The 20,582-nt window shown below is 71.5% G+C and carries 20 protein-coding genes; 10 read left to right on the top strand and 10 right to left on the bottom strand.

Going from position 1 to position 20,582, the window contains the following annotated elements:
- Positions 1-5 precede the first annotated feature (5 nt).
- The 4 genes from ACWY4P_RS35960 (at position 6) to ACWY4P_RS35945 (ending at position 5,376) form a co-directional block, all read left to right on the top strand.
- A complete protein-coding gene (locus ACWY4P_RS35960; RefSeq protein WP_456204721.1) occupies positions 6-842 on the top strand; it encodes an acyl-CoA thioesterase in 837 nt (278 codons plus the stop codon).
- The gene (locus ACWY4P_RS35955) at positions 839-2,554 is read left to right on the top strand and encodes an acyl-CoA dehydrogenase (protein ID WP_456204720.1); all 1,716 of its coding nucleotides are present in this window, start codon (positions 839-841) and stop codon (positions 2,552-2,554) included. The genes ACWY4P_RS35960 and ACWY4P_RS35955 overlap by 4 nt, the downstream gene beginning before the upstream one ends.
- A 102-nt stretch (positions 2,555-2,656) precedes the next feature.
- Positions 2,657-2,872, top strand: a complete 216-nt coding sequence (locus ACWY4P_RS35950; protein WP_456204719.1) for an acyl carrier protein — start codon at positions 2,657-2,659, stop codon at positions 2,870-2,872.
- The gene (locus tag ACWY4P_RS35945; RefSeq protein ID WP_456204718.1) at positions 2,869-5,376 is read left to right on the top strand and encodes an acyl-CoA dehydrogenase family protein; all 2,508 of its coding nucleotides are present in this window, start codon (positions 2,869-2,871) and stop codon (positions 5,374-5,376) included. Before ACWY4P_RS35950 ends, ACWY4P_RS35945 begins: the two co-directional genes overlap by 4 nt.
- A 58-nt stretch (positions 5,377-5,434) precedes the next feature.
- Here the strand turns inward: ACWY4P_RS35945 and ACWY4P_RS35940 are convergent, their stop codons facing one another.
- From ACWY4P_RS35940 to ACWY4P_RS35930, 3 genes are all read right to left on the bottom strand, one after another.
- Positions 5,435-7,636: a hypothetical protein gene (locus ACWY4P_RS35940; RefSeq protein ID WP_456204717.1), complete on the bottom strand. Its 2,202-nt coding sequence runs from the start codon at positions 7,634-7,636 to the stop codon at positions 5,435-5,437.
- 11 nt (positions 7,637-7,647) lie between these two features.
- On the bottom strand, positions 7,648-8,166 hold the full coding sequence (locus ACWY4P_RS35935) for a hypothetical protein (RefSeq protein WP_456204716.1): 519 nt from the start codon (positions 8,164-8,166) through the stop codon (positions 7,648-7,650).
- A gap of 180 nt (positions 8,167-8,346) precedes the next feature.
- Positions 8,347-9,165, bottom strand: a complete 819-nt coding sequence (locus tag ACWY4P_RS35930) for an alpha/beta fold hydrolase (RefSeq protein WP_456204715.1) — start codon at positions 9,163-9,165, stop codon at positions 8,347-8,349.
- 176 nt (positions 9,166-9,341) lie between these two features.
- Here ACWY4P_RS35930 and ACWY4P_RS35925 point away from each other — a divergent pair, with 176 nt between their 5' ends.
- Complete coding sequence (locus ACWY4P_RS35925) at positions 9,342-10,253, top strand: LysR family transcriptional regulator (RefSeq protein ID WP_456204714.1); 912 nt, start codon at positions 9,342-9,344, stop codon at positions 10,251-10,253.
- Between the two features lie 58 nt (positions 10,254-10,311).
- On the opposite strand, the gene ACWY4P_RS35920 is transcribed toward ACWY4P_RS35925, so the two are convergent.
- Positions 10,312-10,902 carry a Clp protease N-terminal domain-containing protein gene (locus ACWY4P_RS35920; protein ID WP_456204713.1) on the bottom strand — a complete coding sequence of 197 codons (591 nt, stop codon included), beginning with the start codon at positions 10,900-10,902 and terminating at the stop codon, positions 10,312-10,314.
- Positions 10,902-11,111 (bottom strand): helix-turn-helix domain-containing protein, encoded by a 210-nt coding sequence (locus ACWY4P_RS35915; RefSeq protein ID WP_043491624.1) that lies wholly within the window; start codon positions 11,109-11,111, stop codon positions 10,902-10,904. The genes ACWY4P_RS35920 and ACWY4P_RS35915 overlap by 1 nt, the downstream gene beginning before the upstream one ends.
- A 91-nt stretch (positions 11,112-11,202) precedes the next feature.
- Here ACWY4P_RS35915 and ACWY4P_RS35910 point away from each other — a divergent pair, with 91 nt between their 5' ends.
- On the top strand, positions 11,203-11,883 hold the full coding sequence (locus ACWY4P_RS35910; RefSeq protein ID WP_456204711.1) for a GNAT family N-acetyltransferase: 681 nt from the start codon (positions 11,203-11,205) through the stop codon (positions 11,881-11,883).
- A 307-nt stretch (positions 11,884-12,190) separates the two neighbouring features.
- Positions 12,191-12,394 carry a hypothetical protein gene (locus ACWY4P_RS35905; RefSeq protein WP_456204710.1) on the top strand — a complete coding sequence of 68 codons (204 nt, stop codon included), beginning with the start codon at positions 12,191-12,193 and terminating at the stop codon, positions 12,392-12,394.
- A 224-nt stretch (positions 12,395-12,618) separates the two neighbouring features.
- Here ACWY4P_RS35905 and ACWY4P_RS35900 read toward each other — a convergent pair whose 3' ends face one another.
- The gene (locus ACWY4P_RS35900; protein WP_456204709.1) at positions 12,619-13,833 is read right to left on the bottom strand and encodes an MFS transporter; all 1,215 of its coding nucleotides are present in this window, start codon (positions 13,831-13,833) and stop codon (positions 12,619-12,621) included.
- Between the two features lie 85 nt (positions 13,834-13,918).
- On the bottom strand, positions 13,919-15,079 hold the full coding sequence (locus ACWY4P_RS35895) for a MalY/PatB family protein (RefSeq protein WP_456204708.1): 1,161 nt from the start codon (positions 15,077-15,079) through the stop codon (positions 13,919-13,921).
- 150 nt (positions 15,080-15,229) lie between these two features.
- Between ACWY4P_RS35895 and ACWY4P_RS35890 the strand changes: the two genes are divergently transcribed.
- Both ACWY4P_RS35890 and ACWY4P_RS35885 read left to right on the top strand, forming a co-directional pair.
- Positions 15,230-15,985: an AraC family transcriptional regulator gene (locus ACWY4P_RS35890; RefSeq protein WP_456204707.1), complete on the top strand. Its 756-nt coding sequence runs from the start codon at positions 15,230-15,232 to the stop codon at positions 15,983-15,985.
- A gap of 19 nt (positions 15,986-16,004) precedes the next feature.
- A complete protein-coding gene (locus ACWY4P_RS35885; RefSeq protein WP_456204706.1) occupies positions 16,005-16,214 on the top strand; it encodes a hypothetical protein in 210 nt (69 codons plus the stop codon).
- Here ACWY4P_RS35885 and ACWY4P_RS35880 read toward each other — a convergent pair.
- From ACWY4P_RS35880 to ACWY4P_RS35870, 3 genes are all read right to left on the bottom strand, one after another.
- On the bottom strand, positions 16,205-16,606 hold the full coding sequence (locus ACWY4P_RS35880) for a hypothetical protein (RefSeq protein ID WP_456204705.1): 402 nt from the start codon (positions 16,604-16,606) through the stop codon (positions 16,205-16,207). The genes ACWY4P_RS35885 and ACWY4P_RS35880 overlap by 10 nt on opposite strands.
- Positions 16,606-17,418: a hypothetical protein gene (locus ACWY4P_RS35875; protein WP_456204704.1), complete on the bottom strand. Its 813-nt coding sequence runs from the start codon at positions 17,416-17,418 to the stop codon at positions 16,606-16,608. Before ACWY4P_RS35875 ends, ACWY4P_RS35880 begins: the two co-directional genes overlap by 1 nt.
- A gap of 1,716 nt (positions 17,419-19,134) precedes the next feature.
- Positions 19,135-20,091, bottom strand: coding sequence for a hypothetical protein (locus ACWY4P_RS35870; RefSeq protein WP_456204702.1), 957 nt, complete (start codon positions 20,089-20,091; stop codon positions 19,135-19,137).
- Here ACWY4P_RS35870 and ACWY4P_RS35865 point away from each other — a divergent pair.
- Positions 20,084-20,566, top strand: a complete 483-nt coding sequence (locus ACWY4P_RS35865) for a hypothetical protein (protein ID WP_456204701.1) — start codon at positions 20,084-20,086, stop codon at positions 20,564-20,566. The two genes, ACWY4P_RS35870 and ACWY4P_RS35865, sit on opposite strands and share 8 nt — an antisense overlap.
- Positions 20,567-20,582: the final 16 nt, after the last annotated feature.

Genomic DNA, 20,582 nt, shown 5'->3' with positions numbered 1-20,582 from the left:
CGCCGATGCCGCGCAGCTCCACCTACGAGGTCGTGCTCGACGCGAGCCTCTTCACCCCGGCCCAGCTACAGCCCACCGCCGTCGGGCGGCTCGCGTTCCAGGCCGGCACCCGCTGGCTGCGCGACCATGTGTGCGGCCACCGCACGCTGGTGTCCGAGCACCGGGTGGGATTCGTCCTGTGGGCCTGGCAGCTGGAGTACGAGCGGCCCCTGCGGTTCCCCGACGCCGACGACGCGCTGGTCGAGGTGCGCGCCCGGGTGCGCGGGCCGCGCTCCTCGCAGCTGGAGATGGAGATGACGGTCTCGGGCCCGGCGGGGGTGGCGGTGCGCACCCGCGCCACCTCGGTGCCGCTGCGGCTCAGCGGCGACCAGGCTCTTTCAGGCGCGCCGACGACGCTGCCGGACTCGTTCGTGGCGGGCTTCCACGACGACGAGATCGAGCGCTCCCCGTATCTGTCGCCGGTGCGCGGGCTGTTGGGCACGTACGAGCGCGAGGGCGAGCGGATCGCCTCGAACACCACGACGTTCCGGGTCCACCGCCACCACTGCGAGGTGGCCGACCAGTGGTACTGGGTCGAGTCCCTCGGGTTCGCGGGCGGCGCGCGCGAGGAGTGTGTGATGCGGCACGGCGGGAAGGCGCCCGAGCTGCGCCGTGCGCTGGGCGAGGGGATCCGCCGGGTCGACGCGACCTGGCTGCGGGCCGGCCAGCTGTGGGATCTGCTGCGGGTGCGCACCACCGTCTACCGCCACGGCGGTCGGCTCGCGTTCGTCCATGAGCTGGGGCTCGACGACGACGGTGGCGACGGCTCAGGGCCGTACGCGATCGTGGTGGAGCACGCATGACCGGGATGGAGACGTTCGGGGCGGCGGAGGAGCTGGAGCGGGCGCTGGGCTGCCCGTTCGATCCGGGCACCGGCATGTCGCTGGCGGGCGGTGTGCGCGCGGACGATCTGGAGGCCGAGCCCACGGCCGCGTACGAGGCGGCCTGGGCGGCCGGTCTGCATGAGCACCTGGTGCCGGTCGCCGAGGGCGGCCGGCTCGGCTCGTTCGAGTCGCTGCTGGCCGTGGTGCGCGCGGCGTCGCGCCGGGAGCTCGCGGTCTCGGTGGGGTTCGGCTCGACACTGCTGGCCACCGCGCCGGTGTGGATCTGGGGTGACGACGCGCAGCGGCGCCGGGTCGCCGAGCTGGCGCTCGGCCGCGCCTGGGGCACCGCCGGCATCAGCGAGGAGGCGGCGGGCAGCGATCTGCTCGCCACCGCCACCCGCGCGGTGCCCACGGGCGACGGGTTTGTGCTGAACGGGAAGAAGTGGCTGGTCGGCAACGGCAGGCGGTCCTCGTTCGCCACCGTACTCGCCGCTTCCGACCCGTCCTTCGGACTGTTCTTGGTGGACTTCGAAGCTGTCGCCGTCGGCGGCGACGCGGTGCGGCGGCTGCCGAAGGTGCCCACCCACGGCCTGCGCGGCCACGACCTGAGCGGCTTCGTCCTCGACGACTGCCGGGTCGGCGCCGACGCCGTGATCGGACGGCCGGGCCGCGGCATCGAGATGGTCACCGGCATGCTCCAGTTCACCCGGACGCTGGTGGGCGGGAGCAGCCTCGGCGCGGCCGACACGGCGCTGCGCATCGCGCTGCGGCACGCGCGCGGGCGTGTGCTGTACGGCGAACCGACGCTGGCCTTGGCCCCGGTGCGCTCGCTGCTGGCGCGCGCCTTCGCCGACCTGCTGATCGCGGAGTGCACCGGGCTGGCCGCGGCGCGCGCCCTCGATGTGGCTCGGCAGCGGATGGCGCTGTGGTCCGCGGTGGCGAAGTACGTGGTGCCCGCGCTCTGCGTGGACGCGGTGAACGCGTGCGGCGAGGTGCTGAGCGCGCGGGCCTATCTGCGCGAGGGGGTCGCGGACGGGGCGTTCCAGAAGCTGGTGCGCGATGTGGCGATCACCCCGGTGTTCGAGGGCACGCAGCTGGTGCAGCTGGACACGGTCCGCGCCCAGTTGGTCAGCGGGGCGCGGCGGCGGGCCGGGGGGCGGGCCGAGGTGCCCCTGCCGCTGCTGTTCGGGTTCGGCGAGCCGGTGACTCCGGTGGCGCCCCGGGACCAGCGCCCGTCGCTCACCTACGGGGGCGCCGACGAGGTGGTCGACCTCCTCGACGAGGCGGTGGCGGCGCTGGGCGACGACCAAGAGCTGTCCTCGCTCGGGCGCACGCTGCTGACGGTGCGCGACGAGACGCGGGAGACGCTGCGCACGCTCGGCCCGGCGCGCACCTCCGAGGCGTACGAGGCGGCCCGCCGGCACTGTCTGGTGCACGCGGGCGCCTGCTGTCTGCACACCTGGCTGCGGCGCCGGGAGGCGCTCGGCGGCCTGGCCGCGGACCGGGCCTGGCTCTCGGCCGCGCTGCGCCGCGTGGTGGAGCGGCTGGGGTTCCCGGTCGGGCCGGACCGGGAGGCCGAGGACCGGCTGGTGCGCCGGCTCGAAGACCTTGACGACGACGATCGGGCGTTCTCCCTCGTCCCGCTGCGGCTCGCTCCGCAGTACCGGGGGTCCGCGCCGGGCCGCATTTAGGAGGACGTCATCACCACCGAACAGCACGACGGCACCGCCGAGTCCGCCGAGACCGCCGAGTCCGCCGAGTCCGCCGAGTCCGCCGACGCCTGGCTGCCCTCGTTGATCGGGGAGCTGCTCGGCCTCGACGGGCGGCGGCTGCCCGTCGACCGGCCGCTGGGCGAGATCGGCATCGACTCGCTCACCGCGGCCCAGCTCTCCGTCGAGGTCGAGGAGCGCACCGGCGCCACCATCCCGCTGGAGCGGTTCCTCGGCGAGGAGACGCTCCAGGACCTGGTGCATGAGCTGGACAGCACCCGGCAGGGGGCCGGGGCATGACGGGCCGCCGGGCGCACGCCGCCGATGTGATGAACCGGGCGGACCTGTCCCCAAGGAGTGGACACCGCACCCTGGACGCCGAGATCGAGCGGGTCCGCCGCGAGGCCCGGCGCCGGTTCGGGAGCTTCGTCCTGGATGTGGCCAACCCCGGTTCGCACTTCCGCGACAAGGAGTGCCGGCCGCTCGACAACCGCGTCTTCGAGCAGGCCGGCGAGCTGGGGCTGCTGGGGTTCTCGCTGCCGGCCGAGATCGGCGGCGAGGGGCGGGACAAGCTGGCGTGGGGCGTGGTGGTCGAGGAGATCGCCCGCCTCTCGCGCGACCCCGGCTTCGCCGTCCTGCTCGACATCAGCGTCGAGATCACCGAGTTGATCCTGTCCAGCGGCACACCGGAGCTGATCGAGGCCTACGTTCCGGATCTGCTGGCCGGCCGGCGCTTCGGGGTGCAGGGCGCGTACGAGAGCCGGGACCCGTACGACTACCACTCCACGGCGCGGCTGGACGGCGATGTCTGGGTGCTCAACGGCGCCAAGCGGTTTCTGGCCGGGGCGCGCTTCGCCGATCTGTTCGTGCTGTTCCTGCGCGACGAGGCGTCCAACGACATGCTGGCGTTCCTCGTCGAGAAGGACGACCCGGGCGTCACTCCCGTACACATGGACACCATGGGCATGCACACCATGGGCCTGGGCCAGGTGATCCTGCACGAGGTGCGGCTGTCCCCGGCGCGACTTCTGTGGCGCGCCGACGCGCTCAGCGAGCTGAACACCTATGCGCGCATCCGCCGGACGATGAGCGCGTGCGGGGTGTTGGGCGCGCTGGACGGGGTGATCGAGAACTGTGTGGAGGCGCTGAACTCCCGCAGGCGCGGCGGGCGGCGGGTACTCGACCACGCCAACGTCGAGCGGTCGGTCGGCGAGCTGCGCATGCTGCTCCAGTCGGCCCGCGCGAGCGTCTACCGGGCGCTGGACGGCACCCGGTCGCCGGACCGCGACCCGTACTTCGACGAGTTCGCCACCGTCGCCAAGCACCAGGCATCGGAGTGCGCGCTGCGCGTCGGCCAACTGGTGATGAGCCTCCAGGGCGGCGAGGCGTACATGTCCGCGTTCCCGTGGGAGCGGTTCATGCGCGACATCCTGGGCCTGATCTCCGGTCAGGGCTCCCAGGAGATGCTTCTTCTGCAACTGGGTCAGCGCACGATCGTCGGCCTGGAGGGCAAGCGGGTACGGGAGGAGGCCGCCGAGCGCACCGTCGCCAAGCTGGCGGACGGGTGGTGGGCGCTGCACGCCGCCGCGTACGGGGACGGCGGGGAGTTCGCCGACGCGGTGGCGGCGGTGGTCTCGGCGGCCGGACTCGACACCCCTGATGTCCCCGACGCACTCGATGCCCCCGACGCCTCCGACGCTTTCCGGGCGGAGCGGCGCGGCGCGGCGGCCGCGCTGCTCGACAGGGCCCACGCCCTGGTGGCGGCCGTACGGGCGGGGCGGGCGCCCGAGGCGCTGCCGCAGGGGCCGGCCGGCCTGTTCGAGGGGCGGCTCGCGAGCCTGGGGGCGGGGGCGTGGGGCCTGCTGGCGTGCGGGGTGGCGGGCGAGACCGGGCTGCTGGCCCGGCTGCTGGAGCCGTGCACGGTACGGGAGGCGGCCGAGGACCTGCTGCCGCCCGGCCTCGCCGAGGGGCTGTTGGAGGTTTTGGTGGCCGCCTCGGTGGTGCGCCGGGACGGCGAGGGCCGCTACACCGCCGATGAAGGCCTGGAGCGGGTGCTGATCGGCGGCCCGCGCGCCTCGGCGTTCGCGGCGCGGCTGCGGCGCGCGCTGGACGGCGGGGTCCGGCTGCGGGACGGAAAGCCGGTCGCGGGGCGGGAGTCGCTGACCGGGTGCGGAGGCGAGGCGGCGCCGCTGGCCGATGTGCTGGTCAACTCCCTGCTGGGAAGGCTGGAGGGGCTGCCGGAGCTGCTGGACCGGCCCGGGGCGCAGGTGGGCTGCGCGGCCGGGGACGGCGGCCGGTCCGCCGTCGAGCTGGCGCGTCACATCCCGTTCGTACCGGTGCTCGCGCTGGAGCCGGAGCCGGAGCCGGTGGCCGTGGGCGCGGGCGGAACCGGCATCGGGGTCGGGATCGCAGGCGGCGGGGAGGTGCGGGTCCGGGTCGGCGACCCCATGAGCGTCACGGCGGAAGGCTTTGCGGCGGGGGGCTTCGCGGCGGGCGACCGGCTCGCGCTCGCCTGGCTGCCCGCCGCCGGGCTGCCGGGCCCCGATCAGCTGCGGGCGGCCGTCACGGCGGCCGTGGAGGCGCTGCTGCCCGGCGGCTGGGTCGTCCTGCCGTGCCCGCTGCCGCCGAAGCGCCCGCTGGGCGCCGCCGCGGCGCGCCTGGACCTCGCGCTCGCGGGCGGGTGGACGCCCGCGGCCGGCGAGGTCGAGGGCGTACTGACGGCGGCGGGGCTGGGGCATGTGCGGACCGCGTGGGACGACGCCGCGCTCGGCATCCGGCTGATCGCGGCGCGCCGCCCCGCCTGACGTACGGCCGGTGCGGGCCCCGCGGCCGTGCGGGACCCACCGGCCGCGGGGAGGTGGCTCAGTAGTCGGCGCGCAGATGGATCAGGGCCTGGTTGCGGCCTTCCGCGTGCTTGGTCTGGCCGATGCCGATGAGGTCCTTGGTGTAGTTGCTGTCCTCGGCGTGGCCGTGGGTCTTCGCCCAGGCGGCGACCATGGAGTCGACTTCCTTCTGGCCCGCCGTGAACTGCTTGGCGTTCTCCAGGGTCGCCTCCTGGCCGGCCTCCTTGATGCGCTCCCACATGATGTCGTGGGTTTCGGTGCGGATGATCCGGTAGACGACCTCGGAGGCAAACCCGGCGGCCGAGTTGGACACGAACTTCGGGCCGAGGCTGGTGATGCTGGTGAGGCGGTTGTTGAAGTCCCGTTCCCACTGGATCTTCTTGTCACGGTCGTCGAAGAGGGCGTCCGCGCGCACCCCGTCGTACATGCCGAGGACCGAGGACGCCTCCTGGATCGGCACCCGGGTGTGCTCGGAGACCTTCTCCGGCATGCCGGAGAAGGTTCCCGCCTCGTAGTAGGCCTGGGTGTTGTAGAGATCGGCGAACGCGCTGGGGTCGTTGGCGACCCCGCGCATGATCTTGACGAGGTGGTCCTCGGGGACGGAGACCTTGAGTTCGCCGTTCTCGTTCCAGAGTCCGTTGTGCTCGCGGTAGAGGGTGTTGTCGCGGGCGAGGGTCTGGTGCAGGTCGGGGGTGTAGTCGGCGAGGATGTGCGCCATCGGCCGGCGCAGGTTCAGGTCCAGGTTCTCCGCCGCCCCGGCCCTGTTGAAGCCCTCGATGGCCTCGTACATCACCCGGGCCTCGGCCGGGGTGTGCTCTCCCAGTGCGTACTTGGTGCCCGGGACATTGCCGGTGGCGGCGGCTTCGAGCGCGGCTCCGAAGCCCGCCTTGGCGGTCGGGTCGTCCATCTCCAGCATCGCGCCGGGGCCGTTGAGCACGTCCTTCGGCCAGTCACGCTGCTCGATGAGATACGTGAGGTGGTCGTTCTTCAGCGGCCCCTTGCCGCCGGGGTCGAGGAACGCGGTGGCGGCCTCGGGGTTCTTGCCCATGAGGCCCAGGGCGGCGTCGAGCGGATCGTTCTCGACGCCGGCGTCGTTGCCGTTCCACTGGGTCCACAGGTCCGGATGCTTCTTCTCCACCTCGATGATGTCGTCGCCCAGCGTGTAGAGGTACTGGTCGTCGAACTTGTCGTAGGTCTGGAGCATGCTCATATACGACTGGTAGCCGTACCGCGGCTCGGTGTTGCTGCCGAAGTTCTTGTCGCCGACCTTCTTGACGCCTTCCGTCCACTCGCGGAAGAACTTTCCGTCCGGGCTCTTCAGCCAGGTGTTGAACTCCGGTGAGCCCGGCGGGCGTTCGTTGATGCTCCCGGGCACGGTGGTGGCCGTGGCCACCGAGTGGGCCAGCCCCTGCTCCACCGAGAGGTATTCGGTGTTGACCGAGCCGTCCTTGTTGTACGACAGCCCGGTGAGCTTGTCGCCCAGCTTGATGGCCTCCTCAGGACCCAGGCCGCCGAGGAACGTCTGGCTGAAGGGCTTGCTCTGCGCGTTGTTGCGCATCAGGATCTGCATTTCCTTCAGCTCCGCCGGCGACAGCTTCCCGTCGGCGAGCTTCTCCCCGAGCTCGGTGGCCCGCCGCCCCTCGTACACCTCGACATCGCCCTGCGCGGCCCCGTTGAAGCCGTGCGGGTCGCCCTTGCCGTCCGTGTCCTTCACGGACTCCCGCAGCGCGAGCTTGACGCCGTAGTCGGCGTCCTCGACGGCCTTCACGGCCTGCTCGATCAGCCGGGTCCAGGAGCGCTCGGTCTCCGGGAGGTCGGGGTCGTGGTGGGCGGCGAAGGCCTCCTTCTCGGTGGCCTTGGCGTAGTCGAAGGTGCACCGGCCGTCGGCGTCGACCTTCATCCCGGCCTGCTGGGCCTGCTTGACCGCGTCCTTGACCGCGGCCACCAGCCGCACGAACTGTCCGTGGGCATCGCGCAGCAGATCCGCGACGGCCCGCGCCTCCACCTGGGCCGCGTCGAGCTCATGGCGAGTCTGGACGGCCGTGTTGAAGGCGGCGTTGGCGCTGATGCCGGACCAGGACATGCCAGAGCTGATCTTCTGGACCTTGGTCTGGTACGTCGTCTCCAGCTTCTCGAGCTTGTCCGCCATGTCGTCCCACGCCTGGGCGGCGTCGGTCAGCTTGGCGAGGTCGGTGTCCATGACCTGGCGGTAGGTGACCATCAGGTTCCCTCTCAGTGGTGCGAGGAGGCGAGGGGGAGGGGCAGCGGCGGCTGCGAGCCGCCGGTGGCGGAAGTGCCGTACGGGGAGCCCTGGGACTGGTAGATGCCGCAGAAGCTCGAGCCGGTGTGGAGGTCCGTGCCCGTGAAGAGGGTGTTGGTGCCGCGCAGGGCCTCCTTCTCCCCGCCGATCCGCTTCACCAGGGCCTTCACCTGCGTCTGCCACTCGGTCAGGACGTCCTTCAGCCCCAGCGCCGTGTCCCAGCCGTGGAACTCGCTGATCGCCGTGTTGGACTTGGTGTCCGCGTCGTCGCCCGCCTTGCTCAGGCCCGGCTCCAGCTCGTTCTCGATGACCCCGGCCGCCGTCTTCTTCTCCGCCGGAGTCGTGCACAGCCCGCCGTACGGGGTGAACCCACCACCGCCGCCGCCCCCGCCGTCGAGCTGGTTGAGCCGCATACCGCTGGACCGCCCCGGCGTGGAGTGCTCCTCCTGCGCGGCGGCCTTGAGCTGGGCCCATTCCTCGTCGAAGGACATCTTCCGCTTCCCCCTGTCCCGCTTCCCCCTGACGCTCCGAACGGCGAAGTGCCGTCGGCTGTCCCTCTGGCATCGTTCGGGACGACGGAATACGGATCTTTACGAGGATGGAAACGGGAGCCCTACTCCAGCTGTAGATCGTGGTCTTCGCCGCAGGTCAGCGCCAGATCGACGCGAGGATCAGACGCCGTCCAGGAACTCCCGGACGGCCGGGGCCACCGCCTCCGCGAGGTCGGCGGCGGTGCGCAGATCCGGCGAGATGCCCACGGGCGCGAGGCGGCCGCGGGGCAGGACATCGGCCACCCGCCCGGCGAACTCGGTCGGGTGCCGCGCGTCGGTGCCGGGGACGATCAGGGTGGGCGCTCGCACCGCGGTCAGCTCGGCGACGTCGTGAAAGGCCCGGTCATGGCCGATGTACGCGGCCGCGGCGACGCTGGCCGGATCCGTGCGCGGGAACGCGTCGCGCACCATCGAGCCGATCACCGGGGGCATCTGCTCCAGGACCGGCGCCCACGCCGCCTCGAGCCCGTCGGCCAGGACGCGGGCGGCGAACGCGTCCAGGAACGCGGTCTCGGCCGCTTTGGCCTCGTCGTCCTCGATGTCCTCGAGGCTGATCAGGACGGTGGCCGCCACCCGGTCGGGGTGGGTGAGCGCGGTGCGCAGGGCGACCGTGGCACCGAGACCGGTGCCGCCCAGGACGGCGCCACGGACATCCAGACGGTCCAGCAGCGCGATGAGGTCGTCGGTATACCGCGCCCAGGTGTGCCGGGACGGATCGTGGCACACGGAGCGGCCGTAGCCCCGTACGTCGGGGAGGACCACCGTCAGGCGGTCGGCCAGCAGACGGGCCAGCGGCAGCAGGCTGTGGTGGTCCGGGCCCCCGCCGTGCAGCAGCACCAGCGGGGGGCCGTCGCGGCCGGCCTCGGCCCGGCCGACGGTGGTGGCGTACAGCGGGCAGCCGTCTCCGCCGTGGAAGGTGAACTCGCTCGTGGGAACCATGGGATCGCCTCACTCCTTCAGCGTCATCCCGCGCCCTTGCGCGGCGGAGGACCCATACGCTGATCCGAATGCCCTTTTCTGCGAGGCTAGTTGGCACCTCCGCGGCACACAAAGACGACTATGGTGAGCCGGTCATAGCCAAAAGGCTATGACGTGTACTGGAAGGGGCCGCCGGGGTGGACAACCGGATCTCGCTGTACAAGCTGGAAGTCCTCTGCACGGTCGTCGAGCTCGGCGGGATCGGCCGCGCCGCCGGTCGGCTGTATGTCTCCCAGCCGGTCGTCAGCGGCCACATCCGGTCCCTGGAACAGCGCCTGGGAGCACAGCTCTTCGACCGGGCCGGACAGCGCCTGGAACTCACCGACGCGGGCCGGGCCGCGTACGGATGGGCGCGCGACACGCTGCGCCGAAGCAGTGAGCTGGAGCGCGAACTCGCCGGGCTGGCCGACGGCACCGCGGGCGCCGTCACGGTGGCCGCCAGCATGACGGTGGGCAGCTATCTGCTGCCTCCCGTCCTCGTCGACTTCGCCTCGGCCCACCCGGACGCCCGCATCGCCGCGCATGTGCTCGACCCCAACCACATCTGGGAGGCCGTCACCTCGGGGCTGTGCGACCTGGCCGTGACCATCGCCCACCGGATCCCGCCCGGTCAGGGCCTGTCCGGCGAGCTGGTGGGACACCAGGACCTCGTCCTGGTCGGCGCGGCGGACACGAGCGGCACGGCGGACACCCGTGTCCAGGCGGCCGACCTCGCACGGATGCCCTTCGTCTCCACACCGCGAGGCTCCCGCCGCCGGGACATCGAGGACACCGAGCTCGCGGAGCTCGGCGTCACCGACCGCAACGTGGTCATCGAGCTGGGCCACCCCGAGGCGATCAAGCACGCCGTGCGCTCCGGGCTCGGAGCCGCGCTGCTGTTCCGCGCGTCGGTCGCGGCCGAGCTGGCGGACGGCTCGCTGCGGGAGATACGGATCGCCGATGCCCGGCCCCGCCTGCCGGTGTTCGTCGCCCGGCGCGCGGACCGGCGGCCGTCCGCCCTGCACCGCACGCTGATCGCCGCGATGCGCCAGGGCCTGGGCGGCGAGTGACCTCGTCGCCGCAAGCTCACGGGTCGGACGCGTAGGTCACCGGCATCCGGCATCGGCTCTAGCCTGCCTCTGCCCGGTGGGCGACGAGGGCCCGTTCGACCTGGACGTACGTCACTCCGTGATCGGCGAGCACATGCGCGGCGACGCCCGGGCGGGCGGTCAGGGCCAGCAGCAGGTGTTCGTCGCCGATGTACTTGTCGCCGCGGCCCAGCGAGATCCGCAGGGACCGCTCCAGGACCGACTTGGCCTCCCGTGTGAAGGGCCTCCGGACCGGCCGGCCGCGCCGCCGGGTGGTCTCCGCGGGCTCGGCGAGGGCGCCCGGGCCGTGGACCCGCTCGACGCTCGCGACGACTTCCTCGACGTCGATGCCGAGCCCGGCCAGGGCCTTCGCGTCCTCGGCCGAGATGCCGCCGCGGCGGCGCACCGCGGCCAGGTCGCGCTCGATCGCCGCGCGGCGGCCGGCCGCGCCGAGGGCGGTGAGGACGTCGGCGGCGGGGGTGCCCGTACGGTCCAGGAGCGCGAGCAGCAGCTCCGCCTCGCCGACAGTGCCGCTGCCCGTGCCGCCGCCTGCGCCGCCGCCTGTGCCGTCGGCGTACCTCACGGCTCCCCGGACGACCTGGCGCGCACTGGTGGTGAACCTCTCGAACATCAACGCCTCCCGTGCTTCTTGTGGACCGCCTGCCGGCTGACACCCAGCTCGGCGGCGATCTCCTGCCACGACCAGCCCTTCGCGCGGGCGCTGCGCACCTGCACGGCCTCCAGTTGCTCCAACAGCCGGCGGAGCGCGGCGACGGCACGCAGCCCGACCCGGGGGTCCTGGTCGCCCGCCCGCTCGGCGAGGTTCGTTGCCTCGGTCATGCTGTCAATGTAGGTTGACACAACGGGTCGCGTCAACCTCGGTTGACGAAATTGGCTCGACGGGCGAACGGATATTCGGCAGCCTCTCGTCATGGACCTCCATTACTGGCCGCCCTTCGGGCTCCGGCTCACCACGCCGCGCCTGGAGCTGCGCCTTCCGGACCTGGAACTCCTCGACGAGATAGCCGCGGTCGCGGTGGCGGGCGTACACGACCCCGCCGAGATGCCGTTCTGCTTCCCGTGGACCGACGGCCCCCCGGAACAGGTGGGGCGCGGCACCTTCCAGCACCTGCTGGGCACCATCGCCGAGTGGCGCCCGGAGAAGTGGAACATGAGCTTCGCGGTGCTGCACGAGGGCAAGGTGGTCGGCCGCCAGGACCTGTTCGCGACCGACTTCGCGATCACCCGGCAGGCGGAGACCGGCTCCTGGCTGGGCCTGGCCCATCAAGGACAGGGCATCGGCACGGAGATGCGCGCGGCGGTGGCCCACCTGGCCTTCGAGGGGCTGGGGGCGCGCAGCGTGATCTCGGCCGCGATGCTGGAGAACGGGCGCTCACTGGGCGTCTCGCGGCGGGTCGGCTACCGCCCGGACGGGCTCGAGGTGCTGTCCGTACGCGGGCAGTCCCGCACCCTCCAGCGGCTGCGCCTGGACCGCGCCGACTGGGAGGCGCAGCGCACCGTCCCGGTGCGGGTGGCGGGCCTCGAGCCGTGCCTGGAGCTGTTCGGTGTGACGGAGGGCGAGAAGGGCGGCGAGGACGACACTCCTCACTAAGACTTGTCCCGTATGTGTGTGCGGGGGCGGCCGGTGTGCGGTCGTGTCGTTCCGGTGTGGGCCTTGGGCCGCTGGGGTGCGGGTCTGGTCCAGGCGGGCGGTGGTGGGGTCGTCGGGGTCGGTGAGGGTGGTGAAGGCGGCCAGGGCGGCGGAGACCAGGTCACGGTCGCCACGCAGCCCGCATCCGCCGCCCACCGGGTCGCAGTGATGGGTGCGGTCGCGCAGAGACTTGGGTACGCGTCGGCCGCACAGGCAGTGCTGAGACAGGGCGGTGGTGAAGGTCGAGGCACGCAGGAGCCGTCCGCCGGTGGCCGTGCACTCGGCGGCGAGTGCGGCGATCAGCCGTCCGGGGGCGGTGGCCGAGCAGGCACGGCCCCACAGGCGGAACCAGGTACGGATGTCGCAGTCCTCGACGGTCAGGTTCGGACCGTGGACGGCGACCAGAGCAGCGGCGATCTTCTTCGCGCGATGGCGGGAAGCCTCGGCCGCGCTCGCGGCCGCGGCACTGTGACGGGCCCGCAGATTCCAGTAGCTGATGCTGATTATGAACAGCTCGCCTGTCTCAGACCCCCTCCTATCTCACCAACACCCAGGTGAGGCCCAAGGATGATCCATTGCGAGCCAGGCGAGCAGGTATCTCAGGGACAACTAGGAACCGTTGCTCGTTCGTGACCTTCTGGCCTGGCCAATGGATACTTCGTGAGGCGGTTTCGCGTGCGGACGTCGAGTTGCCGCTCAGCGCAGATCGTGCGCCGGAGAGAGTTCGGCAGCCGTGCCGTCCTCGGTCTGCCGCGCCGTCGCGATGGGCTCCGGCGGGGTGGGTTCGGGCAGGGTGCGGAACAGCAGCCAGCTCAGCACGGGCATCAGGATCAGGGGGGCCAGGGCGGTGCGCAGGGAGGTCGCGTCGGCGATGGTGCCGATGAGGGGGCTGACGAGGCCGCCGATGCTGACGGTGAGTCCGAGCGTGACCCCGCTGGCGGTGCCGACGCGGGTGGGCAGGTAGTCCTGGCCGAGGGTGACGTGCAGGGAGAAGGGGATGTACAGGCCGGCGGAGGTCAGCGCCACGAATACGTAGAACGCCGGGCCGGGGGCGAACACGGTTCCGGCGACGGCGGGGATCGTGAGGAGGTAGGACCAGCGGGCGACGGTGACCCGGTCCCAGCGGTTGGCGAGGCTGCCGCCCAGGACGGAGCCCAGCGCGCCGCCGATGTAGAGCACGAACAGGGCCGCGGTGCCGGCTGCCGTACCGCCGTCCGTGCGCTGTTGGGCGTAGAGCGAGATGAAGGTGCTCAGGCCGACGAAGACGACGGACCGGAAGACCACGGCCAGCGACAGCTTCACGAACGACGCTTTGTCGTCGGCGCCCGCCGCGATGGCAGTGTTGGAGCCGCCGAGGGCTGCCTTCCGCTGCAGTGTGCGCAGGACGGGCAGGCACAGCACGCTGCCGGCGAGGGCGGGCAGCACGAGCAACGGCGACAGGCGCAGACCACCGGAGGCGACGACGGCGGTGACCATGAGCGGCGCGGCGGCGAAGCCGAGGTTGCCGCCGACGGAGAACCAGCCCATCGCGCTGTGACTTCCTTCGCTGACGAGCCGGGCGACGCGGGCGGACTCGGGATGGTAGGCGGCGACCCCGATGCCGGACACCGCGACGAACACCAGGGTCAGGGCGTAGGAGCCGCTCAGACCGCTCAGGGCGATCCCCAGTCCGCCGAGGATCGTGCTCGCGGGCAGGAGCCAGGGCATCGCCCAGCGGTCGGTGAGCAGGCCGAACACGGGTTGGGCCACCGAGGACAGGACGGATGCGGCGAGCACGATGCCCGAGACGGCGGCGTAGCTGTAGGCGCGCTCGGCGACGAAGAAGGGGACCAGAGAGGCGACCGCGCCCTGGTAGATGTCCACGCAGGCATGGCCGACCGACAGCAGAGTGATCGATCTGTTCCTTGACACCTCACCATGCTCACCGCCGGGCAAGGTGTCCCGCTTCCGCTAAAAAGCCAACTAGTAGTGGAAAACCGCTACGCGCGAGCGGGTGTCAGCAGGACTCGGCGATACGGATGACCGCCTCGGTGAGGGTCTCCGGCGCGCAGCCGAAGTTGAGCCGGGCGAAGCCGGGAAAGCCGTAACGGTGACCGGAGTTCAGGGCGACCTTGGCCGCGCCGAGGATGTGGGCGGCGGGGTCGTCGCCCCAGCCGAGGGCCCGGAAGTCGATCCACGCCAGGAAACTGGCCTGCGGCGGCGTGTAGCGCGCCGCGGGGAGATGCTTGTCCAGGAGCTCGGCGAGCAGGGTCCGGTTGTGGTCGAGGACCTCCAGGACCTCGGCGAGCCAGGCGTCCGCGTCGTTGAGGGCGGCGACGGTGGCGATCACCCCCAGGTGCCCGGTGCGGTAGAGGCAGTGGGGCGACATACGCTCGACGTACCGCTTCGGCGCCGGGTCGGCGGTGATGATGGTGGCGGCCTTGAGCCCGGCCAGGTTCCAGCCCTTGCTGGCGGACAGGAACGAGAAGCCCCAGCGCCGCGCCTCCTGCGACACCGACAGGAACGGGACGAACCCCGCCCCGGCCAGCACGAGCGGGGCGTGGATCTCGTCGGCGAGGACGAAGACGCCGTATTTCTCGGCCAGTTCGGCCAGCGCGACCAGGTCCTCGCGCGGGTGCACGAGGCCGAGCGGATTGTGCGGGCTGCACAGCAGGTAGGCCCTGGCCCCGTCGGCGAAGGCCCGCCCCAGGGCGGCCAGGTCCAGGCGCGGGCCCCGCGCGATGCTGTCGGCCGAGGGTGCCTCGGTCAGCGGCGCCTCGACGACATGGGCGCCCACCTCCTGCACCCACCAGAAGAACGGCTCGTAGACCGGCGGACTGATGACCACCTTGTCCCCGGGGGCGACGATGCGGCGCAACGTCTCGACGATCCCGATTCCGACGTCGGCGACGGTGTGCACGCCGTCGGGGTCGATGTCCCAGTCCCAGGTGCGCAGGGCGTAGCCGGCGACCGCCTTGGCGAGATCGGCGGTGGGTGCCGCGTAGCCGGTGTCGGAGCGGCGGATCGCCTGGTGCAGGGCGGCGGCGACCGGCTCGGCGAGCGGGAAATCCATCTCGGCGACGGGCAGGGGCAGCACATCGTGCGGGAAGGTCTGCCATTTCGCGCTGAGGCGCTGACGGAGTTCAGTGAGCGGGGGGACCCGGAAGGCGCTGCTCATCGATGGGGCTCCTGGAGATCGTGACGACGGGAAGGCAGAGGGGGCGTGCGTCTCGGCGGCCGGGGCCGGCGACGCGCGGGCTGGCGGGACCGGCACATCGCCATGGTCGACGCCGAGCGATATGTCGTGCTTCCGATAAACTGCCAACCAATGACAGAAATCCGCCACGAGCCCACAGCGCCGACTCGCGCCCAGTGGCTGGCGCCCGGAGCCGCCATCGACGCCCACCGCCACGACGACCACCAGATCGTCTACGCGGGCAGGGGCGTGCTGGCCGTGACGACCAGCACCGGGACGTGGATCGCGCCGGGCACCCGCGCCATCTGGGTGCCGGCCGGCACCGTGCACGCCCACCAGGCCCACGGCGAGCTCGAACTCCACCTGGTCGGCCTGCCCGCGAGCGACAACCCGCTCGGTCTGGACGGCCCGACCGTGCTCACGGTCGGGCCGCTCCTGCGGGAACTGATCCTCGCCTACACGCACACCCCGCACGACGAGAGTCCCGAGCGCGGGCGGCTGCGGGCCGTACTGCTCGACCAGCTGCGGGCCTCGCCCCAGCAGCCCCTGCACCTGCCCACCCCGACCACCCCTCAGCTCAGGGCGGTCTGCGACATTCTGCGCACGAACCCTGCCGACGACCGCACCCTGGCAGCCCTCGGCAGGGAAGTCGGCGCCAGCGACCGCACCCTCTCCCGCCTGTTCAAGGCCGACCTCGGCATGACCTTCCCCCAGTGGCGCACCCAGCTGCGGCTGTACCGCGCCCTGGTCCTGCTGGCCGAGAACACCCCGGTCACCACCGTGGCCCACCTGTGCGGCTGGTCGTCCGCCAGCGCCTTCATCGACGTCTTCCGCCGCGCCTTCGGACACACCCCGGGAACACACCAGCCCCGCCGGCAGACAGGTTGACCGTCACAACGACTCCGCCATGCGCACCCAGGCCACCGGTCGGCAGCCGACTCCGTCTCGCCCGATGAGGAACTTCCCCGACCTCGTCATCCCGGATCACGGCGCGGCGCGCTCGGTCTTCTCCAGCCAGTCGGTGTGCCAGAAGGCGAACGTCACCGGCGTACCGCCGTCGTCGAGGAGCGGAGGCTCAGACGAGAGCGCGGTTGATGGCAAGGTCGGCTATTCGTGATCTTCGGTGGGCAAGACCGCCACGCCCTTACGTCCGAGCCGTTTCTTCAGCGCGAGGTTCTCTGCGTAGAGGTTCGCCGTCACCGTGGCGAGGGCGTCGAGCTTCCCCTGGTTCTCGGCAGCTTGTGCCTTCGCCTCGCGCAACTGCCTGCGGAGCTCAGCGATCGTCTCGTCGCGCTGGACCTCGCCGGGTGTGCGCAGGACGGGGCGGGCAACCTGTGCGTCCCACTCGGCGAGTATGCCTTCGGCGCGGTGCACGGTCGCATGGCTGACCTGTGCTTCGCGGGCAAGGTTCTCCTTCGTGAGGGCGCCGTCGGTGTGCAGGGGTTTGCCCGCCAGCAGCCGGGCCATGGCCGCCTTCAGTTTCTCGGCGGACGCTGCAGATACCGGCATCAGGCGGGGCCTTCCTCTTCAAGCGCGCGGGTGATGCGCTGGACGTCGGCGAGGCGGATGAAGGCCGCCTCACGGTTCGGGGGCGACAGCCGCGGATCCTTGGACAGAGCGGTCAGGTCGTCCTCTTCCGCACCCCAGTACGGGGCGTGGGCTCGGGTGATGGTCGAGTTGCGGCACCGAGCCGGCTGGCAGGCGCCGATCAGAGGGGCCAGTCCGCGCTGGTCTTCGGGTAGTTCGTCCTGGCACTCGGCCTGCGGGGCGTCGAACATGCAATGGTTGATGGTGCCCAGGTGCAGGTTGGGGAACTCGTCGGCCAGGAGGGCTTCTTCGACTCGTTCGTCGGCGATCTGAGCGCGTAGTTGAGGGTCGTGGTCGATGGTGGCGATGACCTTGTCGAGCCCGGCGTGGAGCCGGGCGGCGCCAGGGCCGACCGCGACGCGTTCGCCCTGGCGGCGGCCTCGTAGCAGATCCACGAGCTTGCGGGCGGCGGCGTGGTGCAGTTCGGTGTCGAATTCCTTGGCCCAGCTCGCGTCCATCTGCGCGTACGCCTGGGTGGTGCGGTTGGCCACCGCCCGGCGCACGGCGTGCTTCAGCTGGAGGCCGAGCGCAATCTCCGAGTCGGGCTCTCGTCCGGCGAGCTGCGCCATGGTTTTTCGGAACATGTGCGAGCGCACGTGCGAGGGTGGGATCTTGGCCAGTCCGTGCCGGTGGGCGATGGTGTTGATGCCGTTGATGAAGAAGTCGATCTCGACCTCGGAGTGGACCCCGGGCTCGCTGTGGGGCTGTTTGCCGGTGGGCGGGGCCAGCGCCACGAACAGGTGGGTGGGGTGCCAAGGACAGTTGCTCGAGGACCGCAAGCGCCTCAGCGACTGGTTCGATGATCCACCAGTGCGGCTCCGGGCGGGCCGGGTCCATCTTGGTCTTGCGGGAGACGACGGCCGGGGAGCCGAAGTAGGTGCGCACGGCGTCGCGCTGGATCTCTTGGACCTCCGAGTCGCGCATCAGTGTCAGCGCGCTGGCGAACACGTACACGGCTGCTCGCAGCATGTGTAGTTCGAAGGCGAGTTCTGCAGCGCTGATCTGCGTACGCCATGGGGCCGACGTGCCGTCCTCGCGTTGGATGCGGGCGGCGTCCGGGCACGGCAGCGGGTAGGCACGCCAGCCCACCCCCACGCCGAGATCGACGGGCACGCCGCGGCCGGCGGCCACGGCCTCCATCAGCATGCGCCCGCGCGCCGCTCCTGTCCGGTGGCGCAGGTCGAGTCTCTTGGCGTACCGCTTCCGATGAGTCTCTGGGGGAGTGGGGCCCCAGATCATGCGGGCGGCCATCGCCCAGATCGGTTCTCCCGCCTTCCCGTGGTCGTTGGTGGCGTGCACGGGCACCAGCGTGGACGGATCGGCGAGCCACTGTCGGACGTCGTCGTCCAGCTGTGCCTGGGTGACGCCCGGACCGGTGCCCGGCGCGATGTAGCTCGGTGCGGCGGAGCCCCTGCCGCGGCCCACGCCTGCCCTGACGGTCGCCACGCGGCCTTCGCCGATCGCGACCAGGACGATGGCGCGCCGCTGCTCTGGCCTGCTGCTCGTATTGGTCGCCCCGAAGATGTTCATCGACCTTCCGCCAGTGACCATCTTGCTGAGGGCAGTCCACATAGGCGTCCCGGCCTTGGCGTTCTGGTAGTCGGCCTCGTGTACCGGCACCTCGTTGCCCGGCGTGCTGAGCCACTCCTCCAGGAGGGCGTCGGTGTCCTCAGCACGGGTCGGGCGTGCGCTGGTGGAGCGCGGCGCATCGGGCCGTGGCTCCATCTGCTGGGCGAAGTGGTCCCGCCAGCGGAAGATGTCCGGGGCGAAGGTGTGGATGTAGGTCCAGGCTCCGCGTAGGAGCGGCCACCAGGTCTGCGGCGGGATCGCAGGGGTGGCGAGGGTGTCCCGGCTGGGAGTGTCCTCGTCGTATGCCTTGGCACCGATGGCCTCGGCTGTCTCGTCGCCCCAGGGGTCGTCGAATGCGCTGATGCCGGTGATGACCGCGGTGAGTTGGCGCAGGCGTCGGATGGCCGTTACGTGGAAGGCGACGGTCTTGGCTCCCTCGACCTGGGATGCTTTGTGGGCTATCGCCTCGTGCCAGTCTTCCGGGTCCCACAGGCCGAGGTCGGCCGGCAGTCCCTGCTCGCGGCCCCAGTGCATGACCTTTCTGATTTCCATCATCGACGGGTTGATGGTGGCGACGGACAGCGGTACGGCTGACAGGAAGATCAGCGATTTACGCAGGACTGGGTGGGAGGGGTTGAGCAGGGCGAAGCAGTACTCGCGCAGCTGAAGGTTGATCAGCGGGTCGTCCTGGGGGAAGACGAACCGCCAGTCCGACGGCTTCCGGTTGGCAGGGCGGCCGATGCAGTCGGCCGGCCAGTAGCGGGTGTCGCCGAACCGTGGCACGGCGATGGTGTCGAGGAGTTGGTAGCCGCCGTGGTTGAAGACCTTCTCGTCGTCGCGGAAGGCTGTCGAGGGCAGGGGCGCGGGCGCGGGGCGGGCCCTCATCGGTCGAACTCCGTTCTCATCCCCAGGGGAAGATGGAGGCGCAGGCCGAGTTCGGCGATCTCGCGGCGGGCGTCGGGTACGAGTTCGGCGCACTCGGCGAAGACCTCTGCCAGAGCGGCCGCCTGCCGGCCCCACAGGGCCTGCCAGTGCGGCGGGGCGAGGGTGGTCCGCATCCGCTCGATGTGATCGGACAGCAGCAGAAGGCGCGGGATCTGGGAGGTGAACACCACGGCGTTGCGGCACAGCATGCACATCGCGGGGGCGACGTGGCAGACCTTGGCGTCCTTGCGGTGCGGCGAGGCGTAGGGGTTGCGGCAGTTGACCAGGCCCATGTCCAGATCCCCCGAGCGCAGGGCCTTGGCCTGCTCGATCTCCAGCCCGAGGTCTTCGGCGACTTCGGGCTTCTCCAGATGTTTCTCGGCCTCCTCGGTGACGAGCACGGGGCGCGTAGCCGTGCTCATGCGCTCGAAGACCCACTTCTGGGCCCGGTTGATGGCCCGTCCGGCCAGGATGTGCGCGGTCGTGCCGTGCGCGTAGTGCATGCGGTAGACCTCGATGTGGTGGTCGTCTCCGGCCAGGTCGCTCACCGTGCCGCCGAGCGCGACCGCGCGTACGACCTTGGTCGTCTTGCGCAGCCGCCGAATCTCGAAGGGCCGGGAGATATCCAGGGGCTTCCCGGTGGCGTCGCGCTGCTGGGCGATCCAGCCGCCGAAGCGCCGTTCCCGGTTCTTGAACTGGGCGACTTCGGCGTCCAGGACACCCCTGTGACGTCGTTCCACCGCCAGGAACAGCCAGGGCTCGGCATCGGGGAAGACCTTCCGGGACAATTCGGTCGCTGCCAGGAGCCGGCGCAGCAGGCCCGGAACGTCCCAGGCGCCGTCCCCGGCGAACTCCGCCGCCCCCTCTTCCGGGCCGGGGGTCGGGGTGCAGGTCTGCGCGGACTCGGTGGGCACGGTCCTTGCGCTGCACCAGGCGCACGCCACCGTCGGTGAACTCGATGTCGGGCAGTTGGAGATCGTGAAGTTCTTCCGGGCTCGTATCGCTCATGCCCAGCAGCAGAAGCACCCGGAAGGCCTGAAGGTCTATCTCGGTGGGGAACAGCAGCGCGCCCAGCTCGGCGACGAGATAGCGGAATCCACGCTTGAGGAGGGTGCCGTCCGAGGCCGCGGGCAGCAGGTCCTTCACCGGCTCCGGCCAGCTCAGCACGTTCTGAGGGAACTGCGGCTTGAGCACCTCCACGGTCAGCAGCCACGGGTGCGCCGCCGCCCACGCCAGGTTCGCCGGCTCGTGCCACCCGCCCTCCCGGGGATCAATCCCACGGGCCGGCAGTTGCCGGCCCCGGGCAAGCCGGGCCTCGAGCGCCCGGACGGCATCACGAGCCGCGTCCCGCAGCGCGATCCGCTCCGCGTTGGAGAACTCGTCCAGTAGCTCGCTCCTGCGCGGC

The sequence above is a fragment of the Streptomyces sp. LZ34 genome (assembly GCF_053890475.1).
The sequence above is the reverse complement of the archived record's forward strand: the minus strand, read 5'-3'. Positions and strand labels throughout refer to the sequence as shown.